The following is an 11,635-nucleotide window of genomic DNA, read 5'->3' as shown; positions in this document are numbered from 1 at the left end:
AGAGAAATTTCTAATTTCATAATCTATAAGCAAACGCTTGCATTCCTTTTTTTATTAGATTATAATAGGTTGGTATAAAGCCCTCTGTAATAATATTGAAAAAGTGTAGAAAGTAAGGATTTAGAATATTTGTAGTCAAAAATACAATGTTGCTTCTTACGATAGGGAGATAGATATGGCAATGATAGAAGTGCAACATCTTCAGAAAAATTTTGTGAAGACAGTTAAGGAGCCGGGGTTAAAGGGGGCCTTGCGCTCCTTTATTCATCCTGAAAAGCAGACCTTTGAAGCGGTCAAGGATTTAACTTTTGAAGTTCCAAAGGGGCAGATTCTAGGATTTATCGGGGCAAATGGTGCTGGGAAGTCGACCACCATCAAAATGCTGACAGGGATTTTAAAACCGACATCTGGTTTTTGTCGGATTAACGGCAAGATTCCACAAGATAATCGACAAGATTATGTCAAGGATATTGGAGTCGTTTTCGGACAACGCACCCAGCTATGGTGGGATTTGGCACTGCAAGAGACCTACACGGTCTTGAAGGAAATTTACGATGTACCGGACTCGCTTTTCCATAAGCGCATGGACTTTTTGAATGAAGTTTTGGATTTGAAGGATTTTATCAAGGACCCCGTGCGAACTCTTTCACTTGGGCAACGGATGCGGGCGGATATTGCAGCTTCCTTGCTTCACAATCCCAAAGTTCTCTTTTTAGATGAGCCGACCATTGGTTTAGACGTTTCGGTCAAGGATAACATTCGTCGGGCCATTACTCAGATCAATCAAGAGGAAAAGACAACTATTCTCTTGACTACTCATGATTTGAGTGATATTGAGCAACTCTGTGATCGGATTTTTATGATTGACAAGGGGCAAGAGATTTTTGATGGGACGGTTAGCCAGCTCAAGGAAACCTTTGGCAAGATGAAGACTCTCTCCTTTGACCTGACGCCAGGTCAAAATCATCTAGTCTCTCATTATGAGGGCTTGCCTGATATGTCCATTGATAGACAAGGAAATACTCTCAATATTGAATTCGATAGTTCCCTCTACCAGTCGGCCGATATTATCAAGCAAACCTTATCTGATTTTGAAGTTCGTGATTTGAAGATGGTAGATACAGATATTGAAGATATTATCCGTCGCTTCTATCGAAAGGAGCTCTAAGATGGTCAAATTGTGGAGACGTTATAAACCCTTTATCAATGCAGGGATTCAGGAGTTGATTAGCTATCGAGTTAACTTTATTCTCTATCGGATTGGTGATGTCATGGGGGCTTTTGTCGCTTTCTATCTCTGGAAGGCTGTCTTTGACTCCTCCCAGGAGCCTTTGATTCAGGGCTTCAGTATGGCGGATATCACCCTCTACATCATCATGAGTTTTGTGACCAATCTTTTGACCAGGTCTGATAGCTCCTTTATGATTGGTGATGAGGTAAAAGATGGCTCTATTATCATGCGCTTATTGAGACCAGTGCATTTTGCGGCCTCTTACCTTTTCACTGAACTTGGCTCCAAGTGGTTGATTTTTATCTCTGTTGGACTGCCATTTTTAAGTGTCATTGTTTTGATGAAAATCTTATCTGGGCAAGGTATTGTAGAAGTGCTGGGATTAACTGTCCTTTATCTCTTTAGCTTAACTCTGGCTTATCTGATTAACTTTTTCTTTAATATCTGCTTTGGATTTTCAGCCTTTGTATTTAAAAATTTATGGGGCTCCAATCTACTCAAGACTTCAATAGTGGCCTTTATGTCTGGCAGTTTGATTCCCTTGACGTTTTTTCCAAAGGTGGTTTCAGATATTCTCTCCTTATTGCCATTTTCATCCTTGATTTACACTCCAGTTATGATTATTGTTGGGAAATACGATGCCAGTCAGATTCTTCAAGCACTTTTGCTTCAGCTTTTCTGGCTTATAGTGATGGTGGGCTTGTCTCAGTTGATTTGGAAACGAGTCCAGTCATTTATCACCATTCAGGGAGGTTAGTATGAAAAAATATCAACGCATGCATCTGATTTTTATTAGACAATACATCAAGCAAATCATGGAATACAAAGTTGATTTTGTGGTTGGTGTGTTGGGAGTCTTTCTGACTCAAGGCCTAAACCTCTTGTTTCTCAATGTCATCTTTCAACACATTCCCTCCCTAGAAAGTTGGACTTTTCAAGAAATTGCCTTTATCTATGGATTTTCCTTAATTCCAAAGGGACTAGATCATCTCTTTTTTGACAATCTCTGGGCTTTAGGTCAACGACTAGTTCGAAAAGGGGAGTTTGACAAGTATCTGACTCGTCCTATCAATCCTCTCTTTCACATCCTTGTTGAGACCTTTCAGATTGATGCCTTGGGTGAACTTTTGGTCGGTGGAATTTTACTAGCGACAACGGCGACTAGCATTGCTTGGACTCTTCCAAAATTCCTGATTTTTCTAGTTTGTATTCCTTTTGCGACCTTGATTTATACTTCCTTGAAAATTGCTACAGCCAGCATCGCTTTTTGGACCAAGCAGTCAGGTGCCATGATTTACATTTTCTATATGTTTAATGATTTTGCCAAGTATCCTATTTCTATTTACAATTCGCTCCTTCGTTGGTTAATTAGCTTTATTGTACCTTTCGCCTTTACGGCCTACTATCCTGCCAGCTATTTCTTGCAGGACAAGGATGGACTCTTTAAAATTGGTGGTTTGATTCTGATTTCCCTTGTTTTCTTTGTTATTTCCCTCAAACTTTGGGACCGGGGATTGGATGCCTACGAAAGTGCTGGTTCGTAAGAGGTAAAGTAAGACTAAAATCAAGAAAGGAACTTATGATGTTTGTAATTAAAGAAGTCAAGGGTGAAGATCAAAAAATGGCAGTTGTCGCTGAGATTTTAAGGGATTTGCCAGAATGGTTTGGAATACCAGAAAGCACGCAAGCCTACATTGAAGGAGCTAAGGATTTACGAGTTTGGGCTGCTTATCAAGAAAGTGATGTAGTAGGGTTTATAGGTTTATCATATTCGAGTGAAGATTGTGCTGAAATTGACTGTCTAGGCGTGAAAAAATCATTCCAAGGTCAAGGAATTGGAAGGGAATTAATTACGACTATAGAAAGAGAAGCAGTCAAACAAGTGGACTACCTACAGGTCAAAACAGTCGCAGAAGGTTCAAATAAAGATTATGACCGAACAAATGTCTTTTATCGCAGTCTTGGTTTTAAAAAATTAGAGATTTTTCCGCAACTATGGGATCCACAGAATCCATGTCAGATTCTGATTAAAAAGATCAACTAAAAGTGCTTGACATCCGCTATCAGAGTGCTATACTAAGAAGGTAATCGCCGATTTAGCTCAGTTGGTAGAGCAACGCACTCGTAACGCGTAGGTCACAGGTTCGATCCCTGCAATCGGCATAGAAAAAATCTGCTTTGAAGGAGCGAGACGACGAATGATGGTGATCACATATTCGTTCGGTCTCGCTCTTTTTTTTGACCGCATAGGCACCTTTTTTGACCACTTAGTCAAAAGTCCTTGTCGCCGTTGGGGCTCTCTGCTATCATAGAATCATCAAAGGAAGAAGTACTTCCGAATAATCAAAATGAGGTATATGATGAAAAAACTACTTGGACTTGGATTTATTTTGGCTGCTCTTGCGGTTGTCACAATGGGAATGGTTGGTTTTCCAAAGCTCGATGTGAACATCTGGCCCCTATTTCCTGCTCTCTTATTTGCATTCTTTACACTTGAAAATCTCTTGAAAAAAAGATTACAAGGCAAGTGTTATCTGCGCCTTGATCGCATTTATGATCGCAAATGCGATTTACGATCTCTTGTCGGTCTCAAATGGCCTGGTTATTACAGCAGGTGTGCTCGCTTGTGTAGGTCTTAGTTTTCTTTTACCGAACAAGGAAAGCAATAAATAAAGAAAGGCTGGTCACTTGATCAGCTTTTTTACTTCTCAAAAACTACCTCTTGATGGGGAAAACGTTCCGCTTACTGAAAAGCCCTTGTTTTGTTTTCAACAGCTGTTATAATGGTACTATCAAAACGTTGGGAAAGGAGTTTTATGAAAGTTAGAATCGAATTGGATCCATCTATGGACGAGCCTGAGATCTTGATTCGAGCTCCGCGCTTGACCCCGGAGTTGACCCAGCTGCAAGAGAGAATCCTCGAACAAAAGGTTGCTCCTTTGGCCTTTTACAAGGATCGAAGTGAGTATTTTCTGGATGTGGCATCGATCCTCTTTTTTGAGACGGACGGGGAGAAGATTTTTGGGCACACCAAGGACGAGGCCTATGAGGTTAAGCAGAAGCTCTATGAGTTGGAGGAGCTGCTTCCCATCGCCTTTTGTCGGATATCCAAATCCACCATTGTCAACGCAAAGCAGATCTACTCTCTGGAAAAGTCTTTTTCAGGGACCAGCACGGTCAATTTCTACCAGACTCATAAGCAGGTTCACGTATCTAGACGCTACTATCAACTCTTAAAAGAACGACTAAATGAAATGAGGTAATATCATGAGAAAAAAATTAATTGGAGTATTCTTAATCCTTTTAGCAGCCTTAATCCTCTTACAAGGCTATTTTGTAAAATGGGACATTAGCATCTGGACCTTAGCTTGGGTTACCTTGCTTGCCGTCCTGTCCCTCTCTAGTTTCTTAAAACGCCATTTTGGTTGGGGCTTCATCTATGGACTTTTAGCCCTCTTTTGTCTCAATGGGCAATACCATTTCCTCCCAGTTTCAAATTCAGTTGTCATCCTTTCCTCAATTCTCGCTGTGATTGGGCTCAACATTTTGTTTAAACCCTCTAAGAAAACAAAAGCCCGCCTAGCTTCCTATTCTGCTGGGTCCATGAGTAAGTCGGATGGCAATGACATTGATGTCACTTTTTCAACAGTGACAAAATATCTCAATGACCAACACTTTACCCGCGGAAGTGCAGATGTGAGTATGGGAGAAGCATCGGTTTATTTTGACAATTGCCGCATCGAGGGTCCATCTGCTCAGTTTGTTGTCGATGTTTCCCTTGGAAGTTTGAGTCTCTATGTACCAAGTGATTGGCGTGTCCATGTTCATGTGGATAATTCCCTCTCAGCGATCCAACATCAGGAAAATCCAAGTGCTCTGACAAGCAAGGATTTCTACATTACGGGCGATGTTTCCTTAGGAAATCTGGAAATTATCTATGTCGGAGCGAATTCGTTTTCTTAAGTCGGAAATGAAAAACTTTGGCCAAAAGCTTGCCAAGAGAGATTTTTTTTGGTAATATAGTACGGTATGTGGTGCTAGCACATCCGTTATATTAGATCTAATAGGAGGAAACACAGAAATGGCTAAAGTATGTTATTTCACAGGTCGTAAGACTGTATCAGGTAACAACCGTTCACACGCTATGAATCAAACAAAACGTGCCGTAAAACCAAACCTTCAAAAAGTAACTGTCCTTATCGATGGTAAACCTAAAAAAGTTTGGGCTTCAGCTCGTGCATTGAAATCTGGTAAAGTAGAACGCGTTTAATAAAGAATATAGAACCTCATAGAGGTTCTTTTCTTTTTCTCTAGAGACAGCTGTCACAGCGGGAGAAGAATAATCCCTACCCTTTTACAGCTGATCTCTTTTATGGTAAAATAGAATATAAAATACTTTTGAGGTAGAAATTATGACAGTAAAAATCAATACAAAGGACGGTCAAATTGAATTGACTGATGAGGTTATCGCAACTGTTGTAGGCGGTGCCGCTACTGAGATCTTCGGTGTGGTTGGAATGGCCAGCAAAAATGCGATCAAAGATAATTTCCAAGCCCTCCTAGGGAAAGAAAACTTCTCTAAAGGTGTTGTTGTCAAAACAACGGAAGCAGGAACTATCGCAGTTGATGTTTACACTGTTTTGAGCTATGGAACAAAAATTAGCGAAGTCTCAAAAAATATTCAAGAACGTGTGAAATTTAGTTTGGAAAATCAACTTGGAATCACTACGGATACTGTGAATGTCTATATTCAAAATATCAAGATTGTGGGAGAATAATCGTGGCTAATATTACTACAAGTTTATTTCAAGAAATGGTTCAAGCGGGGGCTACGCGCTTAAATAAACAAGCGGAATATGTAAACTCTTTGAACGTCTTTCCTGTGCCAGATGGAGATACAGGAACCAATATGGGAATGACCATCGAAAATGGGGCCAAAGAAGTATCTGACCGTTCTGCTTCAACTGTTGGAGAAGCAGCAGGGATCTTCGCTAAAGGTCTCTTGATGGGTGCGCGTGGGAACTCAGGAGTCATCACTTCTCAATTGTTCCGCGGATTTTCTCAAAGTGTCAAAGACAAAGAAGAATTGGATGGAGCAGCGCTTGCAGCAGCCTTCCAGTCTGGTGTAGAAGTTGCTTATAAAGCCGTTATGAAGCCTGTTGAAGGGACCATTTTGACGGTTTCTCGTGGAGCAGCTATCGGGGCCAAGAAAAAAGCAGAATCTACCAATGATGCAGTAGAAGTCATGCGTGCCGCTCTTGAAGGAGCTAAAACAGCTCTTGCGAAGACTCCAGATATGTTGCCAGTCTTGAAAGAAGTTGGCGTGGTAGACTCTGGTGGTCAAGGGTTGGTCTTCATCTATGAAGGATTCTTGTCAGCCTTGACAGGTGAATTCATCGCTTCTGAAGAGTTCCAAGCAACACCTGCAACCATGTCAGAAATGATCAATGCAGAACACCACAAGTCAGTTGCTGGCCATGTCGCAACTGAAGACATCAAGTTTGGTTACTGTACAGAAATCATGGTCGCTTTGAAACAAGGTCCAACCTATGTCAAAGACTTCGATTACGATGAATTCCGTAACTATTTGAACAACCTTGGGGATTCCCTATTGGTGGTGAATGACGATGAGATTGTCAAAGTTCACGTCCATACAGAAGATCCAGGTCTTGTCATGCAAGAAGGTCTTAAGTACGGAAGCTTGGTCAAGGTCAAAGTCGACAACATGCGCAACCAACACGAAGCGCAAGTTGAAAAAGAAGAGCGCCAAGCCAAACCAGTTGAAGAAAAAGAATATGCCATCATCGCAGTAGTTGCTGGTGACGGATTGGCTGATATCTTTAAAGCGCAAGGAGTTGATTACATCATCTCTGGTGGTCAAACCATGAACCCATCAACAGAAGACTTTGTCAAAGCGGTTGAAGAGTTGAATGCGCGCAACATCATTATCTTGCCAAACAACAAAAATATCTTGATGGCGGCTCAATCTGCAGCAGAAGTGATTGATCAACCTGCAGCAGTTGTTGAGACCAAGACTATCCCTCAAGGATTGACTAGTCTTCTTGCCTTTGATGAAAGCAAATCGATCGAAGAAAACTACGAACGCATGAGCGCTTCATTGAGTGATGTTGTGTCTGGTAGTGTAACGACAGCAGTTCGCGATACCACTATTGATGGGCTTGAAATCCATGAAAATGATAATCTTGGAATGGTCGATGGCAAAATCGTTGTTTCAAATCCAGATATGATGGAAACCTTGGAAGAAACATTCGCTCATATGTTGGATGAAGACAGTGAAATTGTGACCATCTATGTCGGTGAAGACGGCAGTGAGGAGTTGGCAAATGAATTGGCCCAAGCCCTTGCTGAGAAGTATGAAGATGTAGAAGTAGAAATCCACCAAGGTGGCCAACCTGTCTACCCATACTTGTTTAGTGTAGAATAATTGAACAGAAGGTTCCTTTCGGAACCTTTTTTTGTATATAGAAAAACGAGGAGATTCCCTATGAAATCAGCGTGATTCAGAGGAATTGAGATTGAAGTGACCCCTACACGGAAGCTTTATTCGTGAGAAAAAGAGGTTTCTGCAAAAAGTCTCATATTCATCAGATTTTTATTCAAATTGAAGAGCTTGAAAAGAGGGGGAAATGGTTTGAGCAGTGGAGTTTTTAGACAAGAAAGATGCGATATGTTATACTGGTATCAGTATGTGAAAGGAGAGTTATAAAAATGAAGAAATTTTTTGTAACCCTTGGGCTAGCCATTTTGGTATTGACTGGTTGTTCGCAATCCCAAACAAAGAAAACTACAACCGCTAGCTCATCTAGCAGTTCCTCTGTTAAAAAAGAAGTAAAAAATGAAGAAAAAACCACAACCTTAGTAGGAGATATCAATGGAACAAAACACCGGGATATCATCAAATCTAAGGGAGATAAGGTTGAAAACCTTCGTATCGAAGTGACGGCCGATCTGCCCCAACAACTTGGGACCATCGCAGCAGAAAAGTCACCTGAAGAGCTCACAGCAGCCATTCAAGCTTTGCTGGAGCAAAATGAAGACTATAAGAAGCTAAAAACCGTTCCTGGTTTTAGCTTGGAATACACAGTCACACCAGAAAAGAAATTGCTCTCAACCAGTGTGATTGACATCAACCAAATTGACGCCAAGTCTCTAGAAGAAATTTCTTACTTCAAAGATGCTGGTCTCAATGATTTGAAAAACATGAAGGCAGATGCCTTGGTCAAGGCCTTGAAATTGCATGGCATGAAAGAAGAAGGCCAGTAAGAAGAATAGAAAAAGTCGAGTGAAGTCACTTGGCTTTTTTTAGTGACTTTTGTCATGTGAGCGAGTGACAAAATTATCTAGTGGCTGTTATTTTCTTTCGCTATAATATAGTCAGAAAGTAAGAGGTAAGGAAAAATGAAACAATGGTTTTATAAAGTGTTTACGTTAACAGTGGTGGGGATGGTCGTCTATTTGATCTTTTCAAAGGATGATAGTCTCTATTACCATTTTCCTTGGGAATTATTTGCTGGGCTTGGCATCATGAGCTGGGCGGTTCAAGAAGGATTGAAAATGGTCAAGGCGGTAAAAAAGGAAATGGAGAAATGAAAAAAACGGGAGCGACCTTGGTCGTCTTTGTCATCATTCCAGCCAGCCAAGCCTGCTTGAAAGGAGAGTATCATGAGCATCATTAGAGTAGAGAACTTGAAAAAAAGTATCAAAGGAAAAGTCATTTTAGAAGATCTTTCTTTTGCGGTTGAACGGGGGGATTGTCTGGCCTTGATCGGGCCAAACGGAGCTGGGAAAACAACCTTAATGAACTGTCTTCTGGGAGATAGGAAGGTGACTTCTGGGATTATTGAAGTAGAGGGGAAGGCACCTGGTCATCCTCAGTTAAAGGCTAGTGTGTCCTATCTCCCTCAAGAGAATGCCATCGTTCAAAAGTTAACCGTGCAGGAACTGATTAACTTCTTTCGCTCTATTTATCCCCAACCCTTAACAGGGGAAGAAATTGATGATTTATTACGTTTTAGCTCAGAACAAAAGAAACAATTGGCTAGTAAGTTGTCTGGTGGTCAAAAGCGCCTCTTATCCTTTGTTCTAACCTTGATTGGTTGTCCCAGCTTACTTTTCTTAGATGAGCCAACTGCGGGAATGGATACGTCCACTCGCCAACGCTTCTGGGAGATTGTCGGGCATTTAAAGGAAGAGGGTGTGACCATTGTCTATTCTTCGCATTACATCGAGGAAGTAGAGCACACGGCTGATCGAATTTTGGTCTTGCACCAGGGCCATTTGCTTCGGGATACGACACCTCTCGCTATGAGAAGCGAAGAGGTAGAAAAACATTTTACCTTGCCTTTGCGCTACCAAGCTCTAGTGGCAGAGATGGAAGACATTGGTCAAGTGGTCATTAAACCCGATGCCCTTCAGGTTGTGACACGGGACGCCAATCGTTTGTGGAGGCGATTGCAAGAAGAAAGCTGTTCAATCCAAGAGATTGAAGTGACCAATAGAAGTTTATTGGATTCTATTTTTGAAAATACAAAGGAAGTAGGTAGAGAAGATGAAACGCATGAAAGCTCTTGGCGTGGTTGAGTGGCATTTAACTAAACGCCAAGCCATTTATTACTTGTTATCAATTGGGATGCCCACGGCCTTTTATCTCTTCTTTTCAGGGATGTACCAGGACACACCAGGGGCACCCGCTCACTTTATGAGGGATTATCTCCTTTCTATGACGGCATTTTCTATGATGTCTACGGCTATCTTTTCTTTTCCAACCGTTCTTGAAACCGATCGACTCAATAATTGGCAAAAAGTCTTGCGCCATACCCCCGTATCTATGGTAGAATATTATCTAATAAAGGTTGTAGGTCTCTTTGTCGATTTTCTCCTTTCGATTGTAGTTGTCTTTACCGTGGGCCATGTGGTGCGGCATGTGAATATGCCCCTACAGGATTGGGTCTTAGCAGCCTTTATTCTCATCCTAGGAAGTCTAGCTTTTGTGGCTCTCGGTCTGGTCTTGACCCTGCTTCCTTCTAGTCAATTGATGTCTGTTGTGGGCAATCTCCTTTACATGGGGCTGGCTGTCATGGGTGGTCTTTGGATGCCCATTAGCCTCTTTCCAGAATGGATGCAAGCTATCGGCAAATGCTTACCAACCTATCAATTGATGGAACTGATCAAGACCTTTTTAAACAAGGGGCAGGTCAATGTCTTTGCGAGTGTCTATTTAACTTTGTTTACCCTGGTCTTGTTTGCCCTTGTTATCGTCTATCGTCGTCATTCTGAGGTTCGTTCATGATTGAAAAACTCAAACATATTCACCATATGTTTTACGTAGGCCTAATCTTTATGGTCTTTCCCTTTGCTTCTATTTTCTTAGGGCAGATTCCCTGGTGGCATTTCTTTTTAGCCATCTTCTTTATGATGAGCTATCTAGGAATCCTCATTGTTGAAAATAGGACACTGACCTGGATTTTTTGGATTTATCTATTGGCTTACATAGGTGGAAATACCTTATATGTTGGGACAGGCTTTTGTTGGTTTTACTATTATCTAAGCAATATTTTAGTTTATCGTTTTAGAGTCCACAATTTTCGATCTCCCTTTCTTTGGACGGCCTTTTTATCACAACTGATCCTTTTGGGAGCCTTGTTATTTAATAGAGAGATGAGAGAAAATGATTGGCTTTTTGTCCTGATCGTCTCTTTGTTTATCGCGATCATGACCTTTAGTATGGTCCGGATGGAGATGATGGAAGAGTTGAAAGCTGACCATGCCAAGCAAAATGCCCAGATCAATCTCTTACTGGCAGAAAACGAGCGCCATCGGATTGGCCGTGATCTGCATGACAGTCTAGGACACACCTTTGCCATGCTCAGTGTCAAGGCGGACCTAGCTGATCAATTCTTGGCATTGGGTCAGGTTGAGAAGGCCCAGGAACAGGTGCAAGAGATTCAAGCCATCAGTCAAGAGTCCATGCACCAAGTCCGAGAGATTGTCGAGAACCTGAAGCAGCGAACCCTGGCAAGAGAGCTAGAAACCGTCAAGCAAATGCTGGAAGTAGCTCAAATCAAAGTGGAGATTCAAAACGAGCTTGATACTGCTAGCATCTCGCCGATTCTAGAATCTGCTCTGGCCATGGTATCTCTGGAATTAGCTACCAATATGATCAAACACGCTAAAGCGACGCAGGCCCTTCTCTCTTATCGCTCCACCGAAACAGGTGTAGAAATGGTCGCAGAAGATAATGGCATCGGCTTTGACAAGGTCTCTGACAAAGACCTGCACTCGATTCGCGAACGGATTGCCTTGTTGGGAGGAGAGCTGGAGATCAGTCATCAACACAAGCCGACCCGGATAGAAATACGGATCCCCTATCAAGAAAGGAAATAA

14 protein-coding genes, 1 tRNA gene and 1 pseudogene are annotated in these 11,635 nt (G+C 41.7%); all 16 read left to right on the top strand.

The features are described 5' to 3' along the window. Nucleotides 1–175 precede the first annotated feature (175 nt). The 16 genes and pseudogenes from ABVF55_RS09315 (at nt 176) to ABVF55_RS09240 (ending at nt 11,635) form a co-directional block, all read left to right on the top strand. Nucleotides 176–1,168, top strand: coding sequence for an ABC transporter ATP-binding protein (locus tag ABVF55_RS09315; RefSeq protein WP_445285272.1), 993 nt, complete (start codon nt 176–178; stop codon nt 1,166–1,168). A 1-nt stretch (nt 1,169) separates the two neighbouring features. Further along, a complete protein-coding gene (locus ABVF55_RS09310) occupies nt 1,170–1,988 on the top strand; it encodes an ABC transporter permease (RefSeq protein ID WP_320910922.1) in 819 nt (272 codons plus the stop codon). 1 nt (nt 1,989) lies between these two features. Then, a complete protein-coding gene (locus ABVF55_RS09305) occupies nt 1,990–2,775 on the top strand; it encodes an ABC transporter permease (protein WP_320910921.1) in 786 nt (261 codons plus the stop codon). A gap of 38 nt (nt 2,776–2,813) precedes the next feature. Continuing rightward, on the top strand, nt 2,814–3,275 hold the full coding sequence (locus ABVF55_RS09300; protein WP_320911300.1) for a GNAT family N-acetyltransferase: 462 nt from the start codon (nt 2,814–2,816) through the stop codon (nt 3,273–3,275). A gap of 46 nt (nt 3,276–3,321) precedes the next feature. Continuing rightward, nucleotides 3,322–3,394 (top strand) — tRNA-Thr (locus ABVF55_RS09295). A 197-nt stretch (nt 3,395–3,591) separates the two neighbouring features. Continuing rightward, nucleotides 3,592–3,904 (top strand): annotated as a pseudogene (locus ABVF55_RS09290) (LiaF transmembrane domain-containing protein). A gap of 143 nt (nt 3,905–4,047) precedes the next feature. Continuing rightward, complete coding sequence (locus tag ABVF55_RS09285; RefSeq protein ID WP_003004160.1) at nt 4,048–4,494, top strand: LytTR family DNA-binding domain-containing protein; 447 nt, start codon at nt 4,048–4,050, stop codon at nt 4,492–4,494. A gap of 4 nt (nt 4,495–4,498) precedes the next feature. After that, a complete protein-coding gene (locus ABVF55_RS09280) occupies nt 4,499–5,194 on the top strand; it encodes a LiaF transmembrane domain-containing protein (protein ID WP_445285271.1) in 696 nt (231 codons plus the stop codon). 118 nt (nt 5,195–5,312) lie between these two features. After that, entirely contained in the window at nt 5,313–5,501 is a 189-nt protein-coding gene (gene rpmB / locus ABVF55_RS09275) for a 50S ribosomal protein L28 (protein WP_001140948.1), read from the top strand. A gap of 142 nt (nt 5,502–5,643) precedes the next feature. Then, nucleotides 5,644–6,009, top strand: a complete 366-nt coding sequence (locus ABVF55_RS09270; protein ID WP_003004393.1) for an Asp23/Gls24 family envelope stress response protein — start codon at nt 5,644–5,646, stop codon at nt 6,007–6,009. A 2-nt stretch (nt 6,010–6,011) separates the two neighbouring features. Then, nucleotides 6,012–7,676 carry a DAK2 domain-containing protein gene (locus ABVF55_RS09265; protein WP_070665167.1) on the top strand — a complete coding sequence of 555 codons (1,665 nt, stop codon included), beginning with the start codon at nt 6,012–6,014 and terminating at the stop codon, nt 7,674–7,676. 284 nt (nt 7,677–7,960) lie between these two features. Beyond that, complete coding sequence (locus ABVF55_RS09260; RefSeq protein ID WP_049483529.1) at nt 7,961–8,515, top strand: SP0191 family lipoprotein; 555 nt, start codon at nt 7,961–7,963, stop codon at nt 8,513–8,515. Nucleotides 8,516–8,650: 135 nt separating this feature from the next. Then, complete coding sequence (locus ABVF55_RS09255) at nt 8,651–8,842, top strand: hypothetical protein (protein WP_445285270.1); 192 nt, start codon at nt 8,651–8,653, stop codon at nt 8,840–8,842. A 72-nt stretch (nt 8,843–8,914) separates the two neighbouring features. Beyond that, a complete protein-coding gene (locus ABVF55_RS09250) occupies nt 8,915–9,832 on the top strand; it encodes an ABC transporter ATP-binding protein (RefSeq protein ID WP_445285269.1) in 918 nt (305 codons plus the stop codon). After that, entirely contained in the window at nt 9,801–10,541 is a 741-nt protein-coding gene (locus tag ABVF55_RS09245) for an ABC transporter permease (RefSeq protein ID WP_445285268.1), read from the top strand. The genes ABVF55_RS09250 and ABVF55_RS09245 overlap by 32 nt, the downstream gene beginning before the upstream one ends. After that, nucleotides 10,538–11,635, top strand: coding sequence for a sensor histidine kinase (locus ABVF55_RS09240; RefSeq protein WP_070587457.1), 1,098 nt, complete (start codon nt 10,538–10,540; stop codon nt 11,633–11,635). Before ABVF55_RS09245 ends, ABVF55_RS09240 begins: the two co-directional genes overlap by 4 nt.

Source organism: Streptococcus sp. KHUD_012 (genome assembly GCF_052588255.1).
Note: the sequence above shows the minus strand (reverse complement) of the source record. Positions and strands in the feature narration are given on the sequence as shown.

Bases quoted from the DNA above. Each gene is read 5' to 3' on its own strand.
- ABVF55_RS09315 (WP_445285272.1), top strand. From the start codon at position 176: ATGGCAATGATAGAAGTGCAACATCTTCAGAAAAATTTTGTGAAGACA.
- ABVF55_RS09310 (WP_320910922.1), top strand. From the start codon at position 1,170: ATGGTCAAATTGTGGAGACGTTATAAACCCTTTATCAATGCAGGGATT.
- ABVF55_RS09305 (WP_320910921.1), top strand. From the start codon at position 1,990: ATGAAAAAATATCAACGCATGCATCTGATTTTTATTAGACAATACATC.
- ABVF55_RS09300 (WP_320911300.1), top strand. From the start codon at position 2,814: ATGTTTGTAATTAAAGAAGTCAAGGGTGAAGATCAAAAAATGGCAGTT.
- ABVF55_RS09285 (WP_003004160.1), top strand. From the start codon at position 4,048: ATGAAAGTTAGAATCGAATTGGATCCATCTATGGACGAGCCTGAGATC.
- ABVF55_RS09280 (WP_445285271.1), top strand. From the start codon at position 4,499: ATGAGAAAAAAATTAATTGGAGTATTCTTAATCCTTTTAGCAGCCTTA.
- rpmB (WP_001140948.1), top strand. From the start codon at position 5,313: ATGGCTAAAGTATGTTATTTCACAGGTCGTAAGACTGTATCAGGTAAC.
- ABVF55_RS09270 (WP_003004393.1), top strand. From the start codon at position 5,644: ATGACAGTAAAAATCAATACAAAGGACGGTCAAATTGAATTGACTGAT.
- ABVF55_RS09260 (WP_049483529.1), top strand. From the start codon at position 7,961: ATGAAGAAATTTTTTGTAACCCTTGGGCTAGCCATTTTGGTATTGACT.
- ABVF55_RS09255 (WP_445285270.1), top strand. From the start codon at position 8,651: ATGAAACAATGGTTTTATAAAGTGTTTACGTTAACAGTGGTGGGGATG.
- ABVF55_RS09250 (WP_445285269.1), top strand. From the start codon at position 8,915: ATGAGCATCATTAGAGTAGAGAACTTGAAAAAAAGTATCAAAGGAAAA.
- ABVF55_RS09245 (WP_445285268.1), top strand. From the start codon at position 9,801: ATGAAACGCATGAAAGCTCTTGGCGTGGTTGAGTGGCATTTAACTAAA.
- ABVF55_RS09240 (WP_070587457.1), top strand. From the start codon at position 10,538: ATGATTGAAAAACTCAAACATATTCACCATATGTTTTACGTAGGCCTA.